Source organism: Pantoea sp. FN0307, assembly GCF_050113815.1.
Lineage (GTDB): Bacteria > Pseudomonadota > Gammaproteobacteria > Enterobacterales > Enterobacteriaceae > Mixta > Mixta alhagi.
Genome location: NZ_JBNJSO010000001.1, coordinates 158,785 through 178,109 on the forward strand (window position 1 = coordinate 158,785; position 19,325 = coordinate 178,109).

General features: G+C 54.9%; 15 protein-coding genes. 10 read left to right on the forward strand and 5 right to left on the reverse strand.

From position 1 onward, the window contains the following. Positions 1 to 36 precede the first annotated feature (36 nt). The 5 genes from ispG (at position 37) to der (ending at position 6,087) form a co-directional block, all read left to right on the forward strand. A complete protein-coding gene (gene ispG, locus ACQE3Z_RS00785; protein WP_085070722.1) occupies positions 37 to 1,158 on the forward strand; it encodes a flavodoxin-dependent (E)-4-hydroxy-3-methylbut-2-enyl-diphosphate synthase in 1,122 nt (373 codons plus the stop codon). A 141-nt stretch (positions 1,159 to 1,299) separates the two neighbouring features. Next, positions 1,300 to 2,574 carry a histidine--tRNA ligase gene (hisS, locus tag ACQE3Z_RS00790; RefSeq protein ID WP_085070724.1) on the forward strand — a complete coding sequence of 425 codons (1,275 nt, stop codon included), beginning with the start codon at positions 1,300 to 1,302 and terminating at the stop codon, positions 2,572 to 2,574. Between the two features lie 36 nt (positions 2,575 to 2,610). Next, the gene (locus ACQE3Z_RS00795; protein ID WP_250650591.1) at positions 2,611 to 3,228 is read left to right on the forward strand and encodes a YfgM family protein; all 618 of its coding nucleotides are present in this window, start codon (positions 2,611 to 2,613) and stop codon (positions 3,226 to 3,228) included. A gap of 19 nt (positions 3,229 to 3,247) precedes the next feature. Next, positions 3,248 to 4,429: an outer membrane protein assembly factor BamB gene (gene bamB / locus ACQE3Z_RS00800; RefSeq protein ID WP_426971658.1), complete on the forward strand. Its 1,182-nt coding sequence runs from the start codon at positions 3,248 to 3,250 to the stop codon at positions 4,427 to 4,429. Positions 4,430 to 4,599: 170 nt separating this feature from the next. Next, positions 4,600 to 6,087, forward strand: coding sequence for a ribosome biogenesis GTPase Der (der, locus tag ACQE3Z_RS00805; protein ID WP_426971660.1), 1,488 nt, complete (start codon positions 4,600 to 4,602; stop codon positions 6,085 to 6,087). A gap of 36 nt (positions 6,088 to 6,123) precedes the next feature. Here der and ACQE3Z_RS00810 read toward each other — a convergent pair whose 3' ends face one another. Continuing rightward, the gene (locus ACQE3Z_RS00810; protein WP_426971661.1) at positions 6,124 to 6,306 is read right to left on the reverse strand and encodes a hypothetical protein; all 183 of its coding nucleotides are present in this window, start codon (positions 6,304 to 6,306) and stop codon (positions 6,124 to 6,126) included. Positions 6,307 to 6,605: 299 nt separating this feature from the next. On the opposite strand from ACQE3Z_RS00810, the gene ACQE3Z_RS00815 reads away from it, so the two are divergent. Both ACQE3Z_RS00815 and ACQE3Z_RS00820 read left to right on the forward strand, forming a co-directional pair. Next, entirely contained in the window at positions 6,606 to 6,818 is a 213-nt protein-coding gene (locus ACQE3Z_RS00815; RefSeq protein WP_426971663.1) for a zinc ribbon domain-containing protein, read from the forward strand. 357 nt (positions 6,819 to 7,175) lie between these two features. Next, the gene (locus ACQE3Z_RS00820; RefSeq protein ID WP_426971664.1) at positions 7,176 to 9,626 is read left to right on the forward strand and encodes a glucose/quinate/shikimate family membrane-bound PQQ-dependent dehydrogenase; all 2,451 of its coding nucleotides are present in this window, start codon (positions 7,176 to 7,178) and stop codon (positions 9,624 to 9,626) included. Between the two features lie 34 nt (positions 9,627 to 9,660). Here the strand turns inward: ACQE3Z_RS00820 and ACQE3Z_RS00825 are convergent, their stop codons facing one another. The 3 genes from ACQE3Z_RS00825 to ACQE3Z_RS00835 form a co-directional block, all read right to left on the reverse strand. Beyond that, positions 9,661 to 9,993: a protealysin inhibitor emfourin gene (locus tag ACQE3Z_RS00825; protein WP_085070736.1), complete on the reverse strand. Its 333-nt coding sequence runs from the start codon at positions 9,991 to 9,993 to the stop codon at positions 9,661 to 9,663. Next, positions 9,990 to 11,018: a M4 family metallopeptidase gene (locus ACQE3Z_RS00830; RefSeq protein WP_426971666.1), complete on the reverse strand. Its 1,029-nt coding sequence runs from the start codon at positions 11,016 to 11,018 to the stop codon at positions 9,990 to 9,992. The genes ACQE3Z_RS00825 and ACQE3Z_RS00830 overlap by 4 nt, the downstream gene beginning before the upstream one ends. Positions 11,019 to 11,137: 119 nt before the next feature. Then, positions 11,138 to 12,226 (reverse strand): LacI family DNA-binding transcriptional regulator, encoded by a 1,089-nt coding sequence (locus ACQE3Z_RS00835; protein ID WP_426971667.1) that lies wholly within the window; start codon positions 12,224 to 12,226, stop codon positions 11,138 to 11,140. 356 nt (positions 12,227 to 12,582) lie between these two features. Here ACQE3Z_RS00835 and ACQE3Z_RS00840 point away from each other — a divergent pair, with 356 nt between their 5' ends. Beyond that, a complete protein-coding gene (locus tag ACQE3Z_RS00840; protein ID WP_426971669.1) occupies positions 12,583 to 13,866 on the forward strand; it encodes an MFS transporter in 1,284 nt (427 codons plus the stop codon). A gap of 14 nt (positions 13,867 to 13,880) precedes the next feature. Continuing rightward, complete coding sequence (locus tag ACQE3Z_RS00845; RefSeq protein WP_426971671.1) at positions 13,881 to 16,241, forward strand: TIM-barrel domain-containing protein; 2,361 nt, start codon at positions 13,881 to 13,883, stop codon at positions 16,239 to 16,241. Positions 16,242 to 16,279: 38 nt separating this feature from the next. Here the strand turns inward: ACQE3Z_RS00845 and xseA are convergent, their stop codons facing one another. Then, positions 16,280 to 17,650, reverse strand: a complete 1,371-nt coding sequence (gene xseA, locus ACQE3Z_RS00850; protein WP_426971672.1) for an exodeoxyribonuclease VII large subunit — start codon at positions 17,648 to 17,650, stop codon at positions 16,280 to 16,282. A 169-nt stretch (positions 17,651 to 17,819) separates the two neighbouring features. Here xseA and guaB point away from each other — a divergent pair, with 169 nt between their 5' ends. Beyond that, entirely contained in the window at positions 17,820 to 19,286 is a 1,467-nt protein-coding gene (gene guaB, locus ACQE3Z_RS00855; RefSeq protein WP_426971674.1) for an IMP dehydrogenase, read from the forward strand. The last annotated feature ends 39 nt before the right edge of the window (positions 19,287 to 19,325 follow it).

Below are 19,325 nucleotides of genomic sequence, written 5' to 3' on the forward strand. Positions count from 1 at the left end.
CCGAGCGCTGCTTCGCGGCGATTATGGAGAAACAACATGCATAACGAAGCACCCATTATCCGTCGCAAATCAACGCGTATTTACGTCGGCAAGGTGCCAGTGGGTGACGGCGCACCTATCGCCGTACAATCCATGACCAATACGCGTACCACGGATGTGGAAGCGACGGTTAAACAAATTAAAGCGCTGGAGCGCGTTGGCGTTGATATCGTGCGGGTCTCAGTGCCCACGATGGACGCCGCAGAAGCCTTTAAGCTTATCAAGCAGCAGGTCAATGTTCCGCTGGTGGCGGATATTCACTTTGATTACCGTATTGCGCTGAAAGTAGCGGAGTATGGCGTTGACTGCCTGCGTATTAATCCCGGTAATATCGGCAACAATGAGCGTATCCGCCAGGTAGTGGAGTGCGCGCGCGATCGTAATATCCCTATTCGTATCGGCGTGAACGCCGGCTCGCTGGAAAAAGATCTGCAGGAAAAGTATGGCGAGCCGACGCCTCAGGCGCTGCTTGAGTCAGCGATGCGTCATGTGGATCACCTTGATCGACTGAACTTCGATCAGTTTAAGGTGAGCGTTAAAGCCTCTGATGTTTTCCTGGCCGTCGAATCCTACCGTCTGCTGGCGAAGCAGATCGATCAGCCTTTGCATCTGGGTATCACCGAAGCGGGTGGCGCACGCGCTGGTGCAGTGAAATCAGCCATTGGCTTAGGGCTGCTGCTTTCAGAAGGCATCGGCGATACGCTGCGCATTTCGCTGGCGGCCGATCCGGTAGAAGAAGTTAAAGTTGGCTTCGATATTCTGAAGTCGCTACGCATTCGTACGCGCGGCATTAACTTTATCGCCTGCCCAACCTGTTCCCGCCAGGAGTTCGATGTTATCGGCACCGTTAACGCGCTGGAACAGCGGCTGGAAGATATTATCACGCCGATGGATGTATCGATTATCGGCTGTGTGGTAAATGGACCAGGCGAAGCGTTGGTTTCAACGCTGGGCGTAACCGGCAGCAACAAGAAAAGCGGCTTTTATGAAGATGGTGTGCGTCAGCGCGACCGTCTCGACAATGATGATATGATCGATCAGCTTGAGGCGCGAATTCGTGCCAAAGCAGCAATGCTTGATGAAACCCGCCGCATTAATGTGCAGCAGGTAGAAAAGTAACTGGCGGCGTCACGCTGGTGGCGCGCTGAATGAACCTGAACGGCTGCGCCGTACAGGTTTTTTCTGTTTTACGTTTTTGGTGTTATTACCAGAACGGCCAGGCAATATGTCTGGTGTAATTTACATATAGAGAGAAATGACGTGGCGAAGAACATCCAGGCCATCCGCGGCATGAACGACTATTTGCCGACAGACACCGTTGTCTGGCAGCGTATCGAAGGGATCCTTAAACAGGTGCTGGCCAGCTATGGCTACAGCGAAATTCGCCTGCCGATCGTAGAACATACGCCGTTGTTTAAGCGCGCTATCGGCGAAGTGACCGACGTGGTGGAAAAAGAGATGTACACCTTCGACGATCGCAACGGCGAAAGCCTGACGCTGCGCCCGGAAGGGACCGCAGGCTGCGTGCGAGCGGGTATTGAGCATGGCCTGCTCTATAACCAGGAGCAGCGTCTGTGGTACATGGGTCCCATGTTCCGCTATGAACGTCCGCAAAAAGGCCGCTATCGTCAGTTCCACCAGATCGGTGCTGAAGTCTTTGGCCTGCAGGGGCCGGATATTGATGCCGAACTGATTATGATGACCGCTCGCTGGTGGAAAGCGCTGGGAATTGCCGACCACGTCGCACTGGAGCTGAACTCTATTGGCTCGCTGGAAGCGCGCGCCAACTATCGCGAAGCGCTGGTAGCGTTCCTGGAGCAGCATAAAGAAAAGCTGGATGAAGATTGCAAACGTCGTATGTACAGCAATCCACTGCGCGTACTGGACAGTAAAAATCCAGAGGTGCAGGCGCTGTTAAACGATGCGCCTACGCTTGGCGATTATCTGGATGAAGAGTCGCGCGAGCATTTCACCGGCTTGTGTGCGCTGCTGGACAGCGTTGGTATCGCGTATACCGTCAACCAGCGTCTGGTGCGCGGCCTCGACTACTATAACCGCACAGTGTTTGAATGGGTAACCACCAGCCTGGGCGCGCAGGGCACGGTTTGTGCCGGTGGCCGTTATGACGGTCTGGTAGAGCAGCTGGGCGGTCGTGCTACGCCGGGCGTGGGTTTCGCCATGGGTATGGAACGTCTGGTGCTGCTGGTGCAGGCGGTAAACCCCGATTTTGAACCGTCTCGTATTGTTGATGTCTATGTTATCGCTTCAGGTCAGGGCGTGCAGTCTGCCGCCATGCAACTGGCTGAGCAGGTGCGTGATGCCGCGCCAGCGCTGAAACTCATGACCAACTTCGGCGGCGGTAATTTTAAGAAGCAGTTTGCCCGTGCCGATAAGTGGGGCGCTCGCGTTGCGCTGGTGCTGGGTGAAGACGAAGTAAAAGCCGGGCAGGTAGTGGTGAAAGACCTGCGCAGCGGCGAGCAACAAACGCTGGCGCAAAACGATGTCGCGGCGGCGTTAGTGACGCTGTTGTCATAAGCGCTTACGGCAGGAACAGTTAAGGAGAAGGATGGCGTGGAAGTTTACAGCAACGAAAACGAACAGGTGGACGCGCTCCGTCGTTTTTTTGCCAATAACGGCAAAGCATTAGCGGTTGGCGTGGTGCTGGGCATCGGTGCCCTGGCTGGCTGGCGTTACTGGAGCGGTCATGAAGATACCTCCGCACGTGAGGTGTCAGCGCATTACCAGCAGCTGACCAGCGCGCTGGATGGCAGCAAGCCGCAGACGTTGGAAGCGGTGGCAAAGTTTGCTAACGATAACAGCAATACCTATGGCGCACTGGCTTCGCTCGATTTAGCGAAGCAATACGTTGATAAAAATGAGCTGGCTAAAGCGGCTACGCAGCTTCAGAGTGGCATAAAACATACGCAGAACGCTAACCTGCAGGCGGTAATGAATCTGCGTCTGGCGCGAATTCAGCTGCAGCAAAAGCAGGCTGACGAGGCGCTGAAAACCCTGGACAGCATAAAAGGCGAAGGCTGGACGGCTATCATCGCGGATATTCGCGGTGAAGCGCTGCTAAGCAAGGGCGATAAACAAGGTGCCCGTGATGCCTGGAGTAAGGGGATCGATTCCGAAGCGTCACCGGCGCTGAAAGAAATGATGCAGATGAAAATGAATAACTTAGGTTAAGCCATTCAAGAGAGAGCGCATGGAATTACGTAAATACCTGCTGCCAGGGCTGATTTCAGTCACTTTACTCAGCGGTTGCTCGCTGTTTAGCGGCGAAGAAGATGTCGTCAAAATGGCCCCGTTGCCGAAAGTTGAAAACCAGTTTGAGCCGCAGGAAGCGTGGAGCACCTCTGTCGGCGACGGCATTGGCGATTATTACTCAAACCTGCATCCCGCCTGGCAGGAAGGCACCGTTTATGCTGCCGACCGTTTTGGTATCGTTAAGGCGATGGATGCCAGTGACGGTAAAGAAAAATGGAAGATCAACCTTTCTACCGATAATGGTTTCTTCTCGAAGAATACGCCAGCCTTGCTGTCAGGCGGTATTACCGCAGCCGGCGAGCATATCTATATTGGCAGCGAACGCGCTCAGGTTTATGCGCTCAACAGCAGTGATGGTTCCATAGCCTGGCAGACAAAAGTCGCAGGCGAGGCGCTTTCTCGTCCGGTGGTGAGCGACGGTCTGGTATTGGTTCATACCAGTAACGGCATGCTGCAGGGGCTGGATCAGAGCAGCGGCGTGGTAAAATGGACTGTTAACCTGGACATGCCAGCGCTGTCGCTGCGCGGCGAGTCTGCGCCAGCAACCGCCTTTGGCGGCGCGATTGTAGGCGGCGATAATGGTCGCGTTAGTGCCGTGATCCTTAATCAGGGTCAGATTATTTGGCAGCAGCGTATTTCTCAGCCGAGCGGCGCCACTGAAATCGATCGTCTGAGCGATGTTGATACGACGCCAGTGATCCTTAACGGTGTGGTGTATGCGCTTGCTTACAACGGCAACCTGACGGCGCTGGACCTGCGCTCCGGTCAGATCTTATGGAAACGTGAGATCGGCTCGGTGAAAGATTTCATTGTTGATGCAGGCCGTATCTATCTTGTCGATCAGGATGACCGCGTCGTGGCGCTTAACGCCGACGGCGGTGTCGCCATCTGGCGTCAGAGCGATCTACTGCACCGCAACCTGACTTCGCCGGTGCTCTATAACGGCTATATCGTGGTAGGGGACAGCGAAGGTTATCTGCACTGGCTGAATACTGATGATGGTCGTTTTGTGGCACAGCAGAAAGTTGACGGCTCCGGCTTCCAGACTGAGCCGGTAGTGGCCAGCGATAAGCTGCTGATCCAGGCCAAAAACGGAGAGGTTTATTCCATCACCCGTTAACCCCTGGCGGCTAACGTAACGCTGATTAACGGCTCCTGGCTTACAGGGGCCGTTTCGTTTTTTTGATGGCGTGTTATCCTTAGCGCCTTCAGCCTGATCGGGGCGGTTCTGACCGTATATACTAACCTGTTCAGGCTTCTGATTTTTCGTTTCGTAATGAGGCTTTATTTATGATACCTGTGGTCGCGCTGGTTGGGCGTCCTAACGTGGGCAAATCCACCCTGTTTAACCGTTTAACGCGCACCCGCGATGCGCTGGTGGCAGATTTCCCCGGTCTGACGCGCGATCGTAAATACGGGCGCGCCGAGGTAGAAGGACGTGAGTTCATCGTCATCGATACCGGCGGTATTGACGGCACCGAGGATGGCGTGGAAACGCGGATGGCGGAACAGTCGCTGTTAGCGATTGAAGAGGCGGACGTGGTGCTGTTCATGGTTGACGCCCGTGCTGGCCTGATGCCAGCCGATCAGGCTATTGCCAAACATCTGCGCTCGCGTGAGAAAGCAACCTTTCTGGTCGCCAACAAAACCGATGGGATGGATGCTGACAGCGCCGTGGTTGATTTTTATGCGCTGGGGCTGGGCGAGATTCACTCTATCGCTGCATCGCACGGACGCGGCGTCACCACGCTGCTGGAAACGGCGCTGCTGCCGTGGATGGACGAGGTCGTGCCGGCCGAACCGCTGACTGAAGAGCAAGAAAACGAAGCCTACTGGGCGGCGTTAGCGGCTAAAGAGAGCGGCGAAGATGAGGAAGAGGAAGAAGAGTTCGACCCAACGGGCCTGCCGGTAAAAATTGCCATTGTAGGTCGCCCCAACGTTGGTAAGTCAACGCTTACTAACCGCATCCTTGGTGAAGATCGCGTCGTGGTATATGACATGCCGGGCACCACGCGTGACAGTATCTATATTCCTATGGAACGTGACGATCGGGAATATATTCTGATCGACACCGCTGGCGTGCGTAAGCGCGGTAAAGTAACCGAGACGGTTGAAAAATTCTCGGTTATCAAGACGCTGCAGGCGATTGAAGATGCGAACGTTGTCTTGCTGGTTATTGACGCCCGTCAGGGGATTTCCGATCAGGATCTCTCACTGCTTGGCTTCATCCTGAATAGTGGGCGCTCACTGGTTATTGTGGTTAACAAGTGGGATGGCCTGTCGCAGGAGATCCGGGACGAAGTGAAAGAGACGCTCGACTTCCGTCTGGGCTTCATTGACTTCGCACGGGTTCACTTTATTTCTGCCCTGCACGGTAGTGGCGTTGGCAATCTGTTTGAATCCATCAATGAAGCCTACGATTGTTCTACGCGCCGCGTTGGTACCTCTATGCTGACGCGCATTATGAACATGGCTTCAGAAGATCATCAGCCGCCGCTGGTGCGTGGCCGTCGCGTTAAGCTGAAGTATGCGCACGCCGGTGGTTATAATCCGCCGATCGTGGTTATTCACGGTAACCAGGTGAAGGATTTGCCTGACTCCTATAAGCGTTACCTGATGAACTATTTCCGCCGTTCGCTGAACGTGATGGGAACGCCGATCCGTATTCAGTTTAAAGAGGGCGATAACCCCTTCGCCGGTAAACGTAACCTGCTGACGCCAAATCAGCAGCGTAAACGTAAGCGTCTGCTTTCGCACCTGAAAAAGAACAAGCGTTAATTGATACGGGGCTGCAAATGCAGCCCCGTATCATATTTATGACCTGTTCCAGGGATAATCTCTCTCTCCCCGGTTGTTCCAGGCATCGCGACCCGCATCATGCCACTGATTAGCCCAGGCGCTGTGCTGGTCGTAGTCCCAGTAATCATTTTCCCAGTAGCCGCCAGGACGGTTAGCGCCAGAAATCTGTTTTAGCTGTGCATTATTTAAGCACTTCATTTCAATTATCCTCTAATAGAATAGCTAGTTGAACTTTATTTTTTGTATCTCCCGATAAGCAATTAATTAATAAATCTGCGGTTAGTTTTTACTATTATTATTTTTTAATGAGTTATTAAAAATAAACCATATTGCTCATTATTTGTTTTTTATCATTGATTTACTTATATTTTATCCAGCTATCACTGACGCCATGCAAATCTCACTGAAAAAGATTATTCTGGCATTAAGGCCTTGTGGTTTTTTCCCGACGGCAAAAAGTCGGATGCTTAATTTATATTCATTGTTAAGGAAAGGTTATGAAGCAACACTGTGACGCATGTGATTTCCCGCTAACCCTGACCGATAGCGATTTCTGCTGTGAGCGGTGCGGTGCGCACTATGTTCGCCAGGCACACTGTCCTGAATGCCATCAGCCGCTTCAGGTGTTGAAAGCCTGCGGTGCGACCGATTATTTCTGCACGCATGGGCACGGGCTTATTTCAAAGAAACGGGTCGAATTTTCCCGCTGAGTCGGTAAAGCTTTCACCGCTTTTACTCTGGCTGGCGGCCAGATGCGCAACTCTTCTTTTCCCTCCCGCTTTTCTCTCCGTCTGTTTGCAGTAAAAGTGCGAATTTTCGCACTATTGTTAAATATTTGTTTAAATCATTATGAACCAATTGGTACAATCCGCGCCGTTGGTCTATTTTCTTTTGAGTCGCGCAGTAAGCGTTGATGGTTAAGGAAGAAGATCTACTGGCGGGCGGATCGCCCGTTTCGGATTAACTCATTGTTATGGCTGCATAATAAATCACCGCGCCGGTCCGCATGCCGGGCAGATGACTTAATCATTATTGCTAAGCCTTGGTTCCACCAGGAGAGTTCTACTATGGTTCAAACAACTGCCCGCTCATCGAAAGGGCTGGGTATATGGTGCATTTTGCTGGGGCTGGTACTGCTGGCTACCGGGGGATTCTTTGCTATCGGCGGCGGTAAACTCGCCGTACTTGGCGGTAGCAAGTACTTCCTTATTGCTGGCATTGTCACCATTCTCTCTGCAATTCAGTTTTTCCGTCGCAAAACGTCAGCGGTGCTGCTGTTCGCGCTGGTGTTTGTCGGATCCTTGATTTGGGCACCGATTGATGGTGGCTTTGATTTCTGGCCGCTGGTTTCGCGCCTGATGGTGCCGACCGGCTTTATGATCCTTGCGTTGCTGACGTTACCGGCACTGCGCAAACATGAGAATAAACCCTCAGCCGCGAAAGCCGCTTATGGTGCCAGTGCCGTGCTGGTCGTTGCTATGCTGGCAACGCTGGTGCAGATGTTTCAGCCTCACCCTACGGTAGCTTTTGAAGGTCAACAGCTGCCGCTGGTGCCAGTCGATCAAAGTAAAGCGCAGAAAAACTGGGAGAACTACGGCAACACAGCGGGCGGAAGCCGCTTTGTGGCGCTGGATCAGATTACGCGTGACAACGTGAAAGATTTAAAAGTTGCTTGGACCTTCCACACCGGTGATGTACCGGATAGTCCGACCGGCAACGGCGCGGAAGATCAGCAAACGCCGCTGCAGGTAGGCAACCGTCTTTACATGTGTACGCCGCACAACAATGTGATTGCGGTCGATGCCGACAGCGGCAAGCAAATCTGGAAACATGAGGTTAACGCACAGGCCGAGGTGTGGAACCGCTGCCGTGGCCTGGCCTATTTTGATATTAATAAGCCTTTGCCTCAGCCAACAATGCCTGGCTCAACGCCAGTTACGCCGGTCTCTTTGCCAGCGGGTGATAGCTGCCAGCGCCGTATTTTGATGAACACCATCGACGCGCGCCTGATCGCGATCAACGCTGATAATGGCGAGCTTTGCCAGCAGTTTGGTGACAACGGCAGCGTTAATCTTAAAGCAGGACTTGGCGATGCGCAGGATCCTAAATATCAGCTGACCTCTGCGCCTACTCTGGCAGGGACTACCGTGGTTGTGGGCGGCCGCGTAGCGGATAACGTGCAGACCGATATGCCGGGCGGCGTACTGCGCGGTTTCGATGTGGTTACCGGTCAGATGCGTTGGGCATTCGATCCAGGCAATGAGCAGCCGAATGCGCCGCTGCAGCCGGGCCAGTCTTATGCCCGCAGCACGCCAAACTCCTGGGCGCCAATGTCATGGGATGCCGCGACCAATACCGTATTTATTCCAATGGGCAGCTCCTCCGTTGACCTGTGGGGTGCTAATCGTACGCCGCTGGATCATAAATATGGCGCGTCGATTCTGGCGCTTGATGCCACTACCGGCAAAGAGAAGTGGGTTTATCAAACGGTACATAACGACCTGTGGGATTTTGATATCCCCATGCAGCCGAGCCTGATTGATTTCCCGCAAAAAGATGGCAGCACCAAACCGGCGGTGGTTTTTGGCACCAAGGCCGGGCAGATTTTTGTGCTGGATCGCCTCACCGGTCAGCCGCTGACGAAAGTCGAAGAGCTGCCGATGAAGCAGGGCAATATCCCGAACGAGCAGTACACCAAAACGCAGCCGCACTCTACAGGCATGCCGCAAATCGGTGCGCAAACGCTGAAAGAGTCTGATATGTGGGGCGCAACGCCGTTCGATCAGCTGGTATGTCGTATCGCCTTTAAATCGATGCGTTATGACGGATTGTTCACCGTACCGGGTACCGATAAGTCACTCAGTTTCCCTGGCTCGCTGGGCGGCATGAACTGGGGCAGCCTCTCTACCGATCCCAACAATCACTATATCTTTGTTAATGATATGCGTTTGGGTCTGTGGGTACAGATGATCCCGGCCAACACCGATAAAATTGCACGCGGCAGCAACGGCGGCGAAGCAATCAATACCGGCATGGGTGCAGTACCGCTGAAAGGCACGCCGTATGCGGTTAATAAAAACCGCTTTATGTCGCCGCTGGGCATTCCCTGCCAGGCACCGCCGTTCGGTACGCTCTCTGCAATTGACCTGAAAACGCAGAAAATCGTTTGGCAGGTTCCGGTAGGCACCGTGCAGGATACCGGTCCGTTTGGCGTGAAAATGCGTATGCAGATGCCGATTGGTATGCCGACGCTGGGCGGTACGCTGGCCACGCAGGGCGGGTTAGTGTTTATCGCCGGTACGCAGGATTACTATCTGCGCGCCTTCGACAGCTCCACCGGTAAAGAGGTATGGAAAGCACGTCTGCCGGTCGGCAGTCAGGGCGGCCCCATGAGCTATGTCTCGCCGACTACCGGTAAGCAGTACATCCTGATTTCTGCGGGCGGCGCACGTCAGTCGCCGGATCGCGGCGATTATGTGATTGCTTACGCGCTGGATGACCAGATCGAGAAGAAATAATAAAAAGGCCCCGTAAGGGGCCTTTTTTATGGTCTTACTCGCCTTCTTTCCACAGCGCCTTGAGTTCCGGCGGCGCGAGGCTGTCAGGAATCACAATCACAATATCAGCAGAGTGATGCTGCGTATCGTAGCTGATTTGAATACGGTAATAATATTGATCGCCACGCCCGGCCTGTTGCTGCTTATCGGCCGGTTCCCCTAATGGTAAAGAGTGCCGCAAAATTTCGCAGACGCGCTCTTTTTGCGGATTGGCCAATTGCCCCAGCGCAATGCGCCGCTGACCGGCCAGTTTCGGTATATAAGCAAAACCGCCTTCGCGCGCCAGATCGATCACGGCGTCGTCGGTCAGTTCCGGTAACTCTTTCATGATAAAACGCCCGTTTCTTTCCACGCGTTCTCAATTGCCTGCGCCGTTGCCTTGTTAAAACGGTTTTGCGCATGGCGAATCGTGAACTGCGCAAAGGTGTTAAAATCAGCATCCTGCGGCAACTCTTTGTCGCAAACCGTATCGTACCAGGCGTGTCCCGCCAGCTCCCAGGCGTAGCCGCCCAGCGCTTTGGCTGCCAGATAAAATGCACGGTTTGGGATGCCAGAGTTAAGATGAACCCCGCCATTGTCTTCACGGGTTTTAATATAGTCGCGCATATGGCCCGGCTGCGGATCTTTGCCCAGCATGGGATCATCATAGGCGGTGCCCGGCTCGGCCATTGAGCGCAGCCCGCGTCCATTAATGCCCTCCGCCAGTAAACCTTCGCCAATAATCCAGTCGGCCTGATCCGCAGTTTGCTTGCGATGGAACTGTTTAACCAGCGATCCAAATACATCGGAGAGCGATTCATTCAGCGCGCCTGCCTGTTCGAAATAAATCAGACCCGCTTCGGTTTCTGTCACGCCATGCGCTAACTCATGCGCCACCACATCAATAGCAATGGTGAAGCGGTTAAAAATCTCGCCGTCGCCGTCGCCAAACACCATCTGCTGTCCGTTCCAGAAGGCGTTTTGATACTCTTTACCATAGTGCACCGTGCCCATCAGCGTTAGCCCCTGGTTATCCAGCGAGTTACGCTGATATGCCTGCCAGAAGAAATCATAGGTTACGCCCAAATAGTCCCAGGCTTCGGTAACAGCAATATCGTTATTGTCAGGCTGGCCTTCCTTACGCACCAGCGTACCGGGCAAGCTTTCTGTATTTTGCGCATCATAAATTTCACGATCCACATGACCGCCGACGGCGTTTTGCGGCGCTGTTGGCTTATGCCAGTTATGCGCCATCAGATGCTGAACATGCGTTAAGGTACGGCGGGCATAATCCTGCTGATGCCCCGATCCGTTATCAATAATTTTACGCAGAATATAGGGAGGAATAACTGAGCAAGCTGACGTACGAGGCATAATGGCTCTCCTTAGGCTGAAATAACCCTTATTGATTAAAGCGGTCCAGCTAAGTGTAGCTCAGATATGAAACGGATCTGCTTCTCGCTCCGACTGTTTATTTATTAAAAAATTTAATGTTATAAGCGATCGTCATAGAGCTGCGGATGATGGGTACTCAGCGCCGGTTCTATTTTATGTGCACTGAAACGCCGCACCGATTCTCGTACCGCCAGTTTTCCCTGTAATAACAGGTTGCAGGATGGAGCAGCGGGCCGCAGCAGTCGGCGCTGCAATAGCTGGATCGCCTCAAATCCCAGTTCATCGCGCGGTACCTGTACTGAGGTTAAAGGAACGTCATGGATCTCTGCCAGATTCGAACTGTCGGTGCTCATTACGGAGATATCGCCAGGCACTGACAGACCCAGTTTTTTTATCGCCGCCACTGCGCCCATCGCCATAAAATCGCCGCCGGCAAGGATTGCGCTGGGCCGATGGGTGCGATCGGGCAGGGTGCTGAGCCAGCTGGTGACCGCCAGCTCCGCTTCCTCTGCGCCGAAACCGGCGGTAGTAACCAGATGCTGACCTGCGTCAAAAGTGAGATTTTGCCGCATCCATGCCTGACGAATCCCTGCCAGACGCAGCTCCATGGTAGCGCGCCGCAAACACTGCAAATTAAGGATATTGCGGTGCCCCTGTCGGAACAGATAACTGGCGGAAAATTCCCCGATGAGATGATGATCGGGGGAAACGCTGTCGAGGCGCATTTCACGATCGCTGCAGTTAATTAATACGCAGGGTTTATTCAGATCCGCCGCCAGCGAATGAATATGGGGATCGTCAATGCCAATAATCAGCGCCGCCTGCGTTTGCGCATGATTCATCCTTGCAACAAACAGCGCACTATCGCTCTGTTCTTCAGCCAGGCCGCAGGAGCTGATGCGCACCTCATACGGCCTCAGCGCTTCAATCACGCTCTGGATCACCTTGTAGTAAAAAATGTCCGTACGCACGGAAAACGCGCGCGGCGGCGCGAAGATGATCAGGTTGTTCAGCATCAGTCTTCCCTGCGACAAATCCTGTAAAATGCCGTACTGGCGGGCACAGGTCATGACCTTCTGGCGAGCACTATCGCTGGTATTGGCTTTTCCCGCCAGCACGCGTGAAACCGTGCTGATCGACAGTCCGGTTTGTCGGGCGATCAGGCTGATTTTTAACTTTCCATTCATTTTGTGATCCCCTTCAAATCAAGTGATGAAAATTTTTTCATGACGGGCAAATGGCGGATAGCTGCGGGCACAGGGGCGATCTCCATCAACAGACTGCTATCAATGAAAATCCTTGCAAAAAACATAGTTTCGCCCGGTAAACCTGCTGGTTAGTCTGCAACGGTATCCCTGTTGGTCAGGCGCGGAGCTTTACTATGCTGACGGTGCGCCAGGTAAATCAACTAATAATCATAGGGTTATGCGTTCTATGCGGCCATTTTGTGAAAGCCGTCGCATTGCACCGCTGTTGTAGCCTTCGATACCACAACTGAAGCGCCTGCGGGCGAGCCGCATAACAGGCGGCGAGGGAGAAACAGATGAGTATTGAAACAGAACAGGCAACCGCAACCCGTTCCGCCCCTAAATTCAAATCGCTGCGCTGGTGGATGCTGGGCATCACCATTAACTACATCACCCGTAATTCGCTGGGCATTCTGGCGCCGGAGCTGAAAGCCAGCCTGAATATGTCCACCGAACAGTACTCGTGGGTGGTGGCGGCATTCCAGCTCGCTTATACCCTGTTCCAGCCATTTTGCGGCTGGCTGATCGATGTGATTGGCCTGAAAACCGGCTTTATGATCTGCGCCATTATCTGGGCGCTGGTCTGTATGCTGCACGCCGGTGCGGGAAGCTGGGTACAGCTGGCGCTGCTGCGCTTTTTTATGGGCGGCGCTGAGGCGGCCGCTACGCCCGCTAACGCCCGTGCCATCGCCGACTGGTTTCCAAAAAAAGAGCGTCCCGTTGCCGCCGGTTGGGCTGGCGTCGGCTTTTCGATCGGCGCGATGCTGGCCCCGCCGATTATTGTTGTGACCCATCTGACGCTGGGCTGGCAGGGGGCTTTTCTGTTTTCCGGTGCGCTGGGCCTGGTATGGGTCGTGCTGTGGTGGCGCTTTTATCATGCGCCGCAGCAGCACCCGAATTTGAGCCAGCAGGAGCGGGATCTGATTCGCGAGGATAATGAGCCGGATCTGCCGAAGCTGCCATTTTTCACCTCGTTGGGCCGGCTCTGTCGCGATAAGAAATTTTATGGCATCGCGATCCCGGCCTTTCTTGCCGAGCCAGCCTGGGCGGTCTTTAGTTTTTGGGTGCCGCTCTATCTCGCCACCGAGCGCGGCATGGATCTCAAACAGATTGCATTGTTCGCCTGGCTGCCTTTTCTGGCGGCCGATATCGGCAGCGTCGCCAGCGGCTATCTCACCAGCCTGTATCGCAAATGGTTCGGCTTCCGGCGCATTAACTCAGTGATCGCCAGCTCCGTCACCGGCGCTTTTCTGATGCTCTCGCTAACGCTGGTTGCGGTAACCAAAGATCCGTTTCTGGCCATCGCGCTGATCTCGGTGGGCGGCTTCGGCCACCAGGTGATCTCCTGCATGCTGAGCGCCTTGGTGGTGGAATCATTCGATAAAAATCAGATGGCCACGGTTAACGGTATGCGTGGTTCCTGTGCCTGGATCGCCAGCTTCCTCTTTTCTCTGCTCATTGGTGCCGTTTCCGATACCGTCGGCTTCGGCCCGCTGTTTGTGGCGATGGGCTTTTTCGACCTGACTGGCGCGCTGTTCCTGATCGCTCTGCTGGCGGAGCGCAGCGCTAAAAAACGTTAAATGCTGGGGTGGATATGAAAACGTTAAAAAACTGGACGCTGGTGGGGGAGTATGCCGACAGGATCGAACTGCGGGTAGATGAACAGCATTTGTTCTGCCTCTACGTGCTGGAAGAGTCGCTGTTTCGCATTCTGATCAAACGCCGTGGCGAACTGGCGCTGGATCGTACCTGGAGTATCGCGCCGGAAGAGGATGTGCCCTGGGAGGGACGCGATCGCCTGAGCGTGGAAGGTTTTAGCCTGCCGGGCTATCATCTGCAAATTCAGGATGAGCGGCTGCTTATCAGCAGCCAGAACCTGCGCGTGACGATCCATCAGCCGCTCTGGCTGCAGTGGGAATATCTTGATGCGGATAATCAGTGGCAATTACTCACCGAAGATCGCCGCACCAGCGCCTACTTATTAAATATGCATGGCGATGGCATTGCGCACTATCAACGCCGTTTCGCCGACGATCGTTACTATGGGCTGGGTGAGAAGTCAGGCGATCTTGAGCGTAGCGGACGCCGCTTTGAGATGCGCAACCTTGATGCCATGGGCTATAACGCCGCCAGCACCGATCCGCTCTATAAACATATTCCCTTTACCATTACCCGTCATGGCGAGGTCAGCTTCGGGCTGTTTTACGATAATCTGAGTAGCTGCTGGATCGATCTTGGTAATGAGCTGGACAACTACCATCAGCCGTATCGACGTTATCAGGCAGAGGCGGGCGATCTCGATTATTACCTGTTTTTTGGCCCGCGGGTGCTGGATGTCACGAAAGCTTTTGTGCGGCTCACCGGGAAAACCTGTTTTGGCCCCAGGTGGAGCCTGGGTTACAGTGGCTCAACCATGCACTACACCGATGCGCCTGATGCGCAGCAGCAGCTACAGCAGTTTATCCAGCTCTGCCGTCAGCATGCGATTCCCTGCGACGCCTTTCAGCTCTCTTCCGGCTACACATCCATTGGCAACAAGCGTTACGTGTTTAACTGGAATCATGAAAAAGTGCCGCAGCCGCGTGCGCTGAGCCAGGCGTTTCATGATGCCGGGCTGCGTCTGGCAGCCAATATCAAGCCCTGCCTGCTGCAGGATCATCCGCTCTACGAAGACGTGGCGCAGCAGGGGCTGTTTATACGCGATTCAGAAAGCGCTGCGCCAGAGCGATCCTGCTTCTGGGATGATGAAGGTTCCCATCTTGATTTCACCAATCCGGCAACGATTCGCTGGTGGCAACAGGGTGTCACCAGCCAGCTGCTGGAGATGGGCATCGATGCTACCTGGAACGATAACAATGAATATGAGATTTGGGACGGCGAGGCGCGTTGTCACGGCTTTGGTCGTGCCGTGGCGATTAAACATATTCGCCCGGTGATGCCATTGCTGATGATGCGCGCCTCGCTGGAAGCGCAGCAGCGTTTTGCCCCGCAGCGACGGCCTTATCTGATTTCGCGCTCCGGCTGCGCCGGAATGCAGCGTTACGTGCAAACCTGGAGCGGCGACAACCGCACCAGCTGGCAGACGCTGCGTTACAACATCCGCATGGGATTAGGGATGAGCCTTTCCGGATTATATAACGTAGGGCACGATGTCGGCGGCTTTGCCGGCGACAGACCGGATGCGGAACTGTTTGTTCGCTGGGTACAAAACGGCGTGATGCATCCGCGCTTTACCATTCACTCCTGGAACGATGACGGCACGGTTAATGAGCCGTGGATGTATCCCGGCATGACGGCGATAGTGCGTGAAGCGATCCGCCTGCGCTATCGCCTGTTACCTTACTTTTACACGCTGTTGTGGCAGGCCTGCGACTGCGACGAGCCGATGCTGCGGCCTGCCTTTCTCGATCATGAGCATGACGCACAAACCTGGCAGGAAAGTGATGATTTTCTTATCGGACGCGACCTGCTGGTGGCCAGCGTAGTAGAGCCTGGCCAGCGTCAGCGCGCAGTCTGGCTACCGGATAACCATGCGGGCTGGTACTGCTTCTGGAGTGGACAATGGTATGGCGGCGGGCAGTGGATCACGCTGGATGCGCCGCTGGAACGGCTGCCGCTGTTGGTGCGCGCCGGAGCAGGGTTGCCGTTGTCGCAGCGGATGGCGCACGTGGACGCGGCGGCGGATGACTGGCGCGAGCTGCGGCTGTTCCCGTTACTGGAAGGGCAGAGCGAAGGAATGATTTTCGAGGATGACGGCGAAAGCCACGGCTGGCGTCAGGGCAATGCGCTTTGGCTGCGCTGGCGCATCAGTTGTAGCACGACGCGCATTGAGCTGAATGTGGAGCGGGAGGGACGTTATCAGCCCGCCTGGCGACGTTTAACTATTACGCTGCCGCCCGGTGAGCAGCGCCAGCTTTGGATTAACGGCGAGCTCACTTCAGCCTATCGTCTGTAGCAGACGGGTAATAGGGCATTCAGGCGCGTAATAGAGCGTTAGGCTTGCTTCTTACGCGCTTTTTTCAACGGCCTAATCGCTTTCACTTCGCTCTCTACCCATCCATCCTGCAGTCGGGTTTGCAACGTTTCGCCAGGCTGTATCTGTCGGGTCTTTTTAAGCACTTCGCCTTGTGGCGTTTGCGTCACGCTAAAGCCGCGCGCCAGCGTCGCCAGCGGGCTAGCGCCTTCCAGATGCGCCACCAGCACACCAAAATGTTGTTTCTCTGCACTCAGCCGCTGCTGCATCGCCTGCGTCAGGCGATAATGCCATTGCTGAAGCTGCTGCTGCGCCCGGTTGATATTGCGCTGTGGCTGCTGGGCCGTCAGGCGCTGCGTCAGACGATCCTGCTGACGCGAGGCGTTACGCAACTGTAGCTGCATCGCTTCGTCCAGCCGACGCTGCAGGCGGAACAGCGTGGTTTGCTGGCGCGCCAGCCGCAGCTGCGGATGCTGTTGCTGCAGACGATGCTGCAAGCGGGTAAAGGTGCGTTGCTGCTGGGCAAGATAGTAATCCATCGCCATCTCCAGCCGCGTCTGCTGCGACTGAAGCTGACGCAGCAACTCCACCTGATTGCGGCTAACGATTTCCGCCGCCGCAGAAGGGGTGGGCGCGCGCAGGTCGGCGACAAAATCAGCAATGGTCACGTCTGTTTCATGGCCTACGGCGCTGACAACTGGAATACCACTGGCAAAGATAGCGCGCGCCACACGCTCATCATTAAAGCACCATAAATCTTCCAGCGAGCCGCCGCCGCGTCCCACAATCAGCACGTCACACTCATTACGCAGGTTTGCCAGCTCAATGGCACGCACAATGGCTGCAGGCGCCTCGTTACCCTGTACCACCGTTGGATAGATGATTACCGGTAGCGAAGGATCGCGACGATGCAGCACACGCAGCACATCGTGCAGCGCCGCGCCGGTGGCGGAGGTTATCACTCCAACCTGACGCGCCGGATCGGGCAGCGGTTGTTTATGCTGCTGCTCAAACAGGCCTTCTGCCGCCAGCCGCTGCTTTAACTGCTCAAATTGCTGTTGCAGTAGCCCTTCACCCGCCGGATGCATGCTCTCCACAATCAGCTGATAATCGCCGCGTGGCTCATAGAGCGTGACCGTCGCGCGCACCAGCACCTGTTGACCATGCTGCGGACGAAAGGTCACGCGCCGGTTGCTGTTGCGGAACATCGCGCTGCGCACCTGAGCGGTATCGTCTTTGAGCGTAAAGTACCAGTGACCGGAAGCGGGCTGGGTAAAGTTGGAGATTTCTGCGCTGAGCCAGATATGCCCCATCTCGCCTTCCAGCAGCTGACGCACCGTGGTGTTAAGGCGGCTAACAGTAAAAATATTGGCGGAAGGAGGTAGCGACATGTGATAGGGATCAAATAATAAATCAGCAAGTTAATTAGCCGATACTACATGGCTGATACAGAGGATCAAGACATTTTCTGAAAAAAAGCTGGAGGCAACCGATTACGCCCTGTATAATGCCGCGGCAATATTTTATCTGTTCTCATTCACCCCAGGTTGAGATATTGCCATGCTACGAATCGCTAAAGAAGCACTCACTTTTGACGACGTTTTGCTCGTTCCTGCTCACTCTACTGTCCTGCCTAACACGGCCGATCTCAGTACCCAACTGACCAAAAAAATTCGTCTGAACATTCCAATGCTCTCTGCCGCTATGGATACCGTGACCGAAGCCGGTCTGGCTATCGCACTGGCGCAAGAAGGCGGGCTGGGCTTTATCCACAAAAATATGTCCATCGAGCGCCAGGCGGAAGAAGTGCGCAAGGTGAAGAAACATGAAAGCGGCGTGGTGACCGATCCACAAACCGTGTTGCCGACCACCACGCTGCGCGCAGTAAAAGAGCTGACCGAGCGTAATGGCTTTGCAGGTTATCCGGTGGTGAGTGATGATAACCGACTGGTTGGCATTATTACCGGTCGTGATGTGCGCTTCGTGACCGATCTGAACCTGCCGGTAACGGCGGTGATGACGCCAAAAGAGCGCCTGGTTACGGTGAAAGAGGGCGAGGCGCGTGAAGTCGTGCTGCAGAAAATGCACGAGAAGCGTGTCGAAAAAGCGCTGGTGGTGGATGAGAGTTTCCGTCTGCTGGGCATGATTACCGTAAAAGATTTTCAGAAGGCCGAGCGTAAGCCACTGGCCTGTAAAGATGAGCATGGTCGCCTGCGCGTTGGCGCGGCGGTAGGTGCCGGTGCCGGTAACGAAGAGCGCGTGGATGCGCTGGTTGCCGCAGGCGTTGACGTGCTGCTGATTGACTCTTCTCATGGCCATTCCGAAGGCGTGCTGCAGCGCATTCGCGAAACCCGCGCTAAATATCCCGATCTGCAAATCATCGGCGGCAACGTAGCCACAGGCGCGGGCGCTCGTGCACTGGCTGAGGCGGGCGTAAGCGCGGTGAAAGTCGGTATCGGCCCGGGCTCTATCTGCACCACCCGTATCGTGACCGGCGTCGGCGTACCGCAGATCACCGCGGTTTCTGACGCGGTCGAAGCGCTGGAAGGCACCGGCGTGCCGGTTATTGCCGATGGCGGCATTCGTTTCTCCGGCGATATCGCCAAGGCGATCGCGGCTGGCGCCGCCTGCGTAATGGTAGGCTCAATGCTGGCCGGTACGGAAGAATCACCGGGCGAAATCGAACTTTATCAGGGCCGCGCGTTTAAATCCTATCGCGGCATGGGCTCGCTGGGCGCGATGTCTAAAGGCTCCTCTGACCGTTACTTCCAGAGCGACAACGCGGCGGATAAACTGGTGCCGGAAGGGATCGAAGGCCGCGTGGCTTATAAAGGTCGCCTGAAAGAGATCGTTCATCAGCAGATGGGTGGCCTGCGCTCCTGCATGGGGCTGACCGGCTGCGCCACCATTGAAGAGCTGCGTACCAAAGCTGAATTTGTTCGTATCAGCGGCGCGGGCATTTCGGAAAGTCACGTGCATGACGTGACCATTACGAAAGAGTCTCCGAACTACCGCATGGGATCGTAATCCCGAACTTTTCTCGCCCGGCCTCAGCCGGGCGCTTTT

Coding starts and splice junctions, on each gene's coding strand:
- ispG (WP_085070722.1), top strand. CDS start 37: ATGCATAACGAAGCACCCATTATCCGTCGCAAATCAACGCGTATTTAC.
- bamB (WP_426971658.1), top strand. CDS start 3,248: ATGGAATTACGTAAATACCTGCTGCCAGGGCTGATTTCAGTCACTTTA.
- der (WP_426971660.1), top strand. CDS start 4,600: ATGATACCTGTGGTCGCGCTGGTTGGGCGTCCTAACGTGGGCAAATCC.
- ACQE3Z_RS00810 (WP_426971661.1), bottom strand. CDS start 6,306: ATGAAGTGCTTAAATAATGCACAGCTAAAACAGATTTCTGGCGCTAAC.
- ACQE3Z_RS00815 (WP_426971663.1), top strand. CDS start 6,606: ATGAAGCAACACTGTGACGCATGTGATTTCCCGCTAACCCTGACCGAT.
- ACQE3Z_RS00820 (WP_426971664.1), top strand. CDS start 7,176: ATGGTTCAAACAACTGCCCGCTCATCGAAAGGGCTGGGTATATGGTGC.
- ACQE3Z_RS00825 (WP_085070736.1), bottom strand. CDS start 9,993: ATGAAAGAGTTACCGGAACTGACCGACGACGCCGTGATCGATCTGGCG.
- ACQE3Z_RS00830 (WP_426971666.1), bottom strand. CDS start 11,018: ATGCCTCGTACGTCAGCTTGCTCAGTTATTCCTCCCTATATTCTGCGT.
- ACQE3Z_RS00835 (WP_426971667.1), bottom strand. CDS start 12,226: ATGAATGGAAAGTTAAAAATCAGCCTGATCGCCCGACAAACCGGACTG.
- ACQE3Z_RS00840 (WP_426971669.1), top strand. CDS start 12,583: ATGAGTATTGAAACAGAACAGGCAACCGCAACCCGTTCCGCCCCTAAA.
- ACQE3Z_RS00845 (WP_426971671.1), top strand. CDS start 13,881: ATGAAAACGTTAAAAAACTGGACGCTGGTGGGGGAGTATGCCGACAGG.
- xseA (WP_426971672.1), bottom strand. CDS start 17,650: ATGTCGCTACCTCCTTCCGCCAATATTTTTACTGTTAGCCGCCTTAAC.
- guaB (WP_426971674.1), top strand. CDS start 17,820: ATGCTACGAATCGCTAAAGAAGCACTCACTTTTGACGACGTTTTGCTC.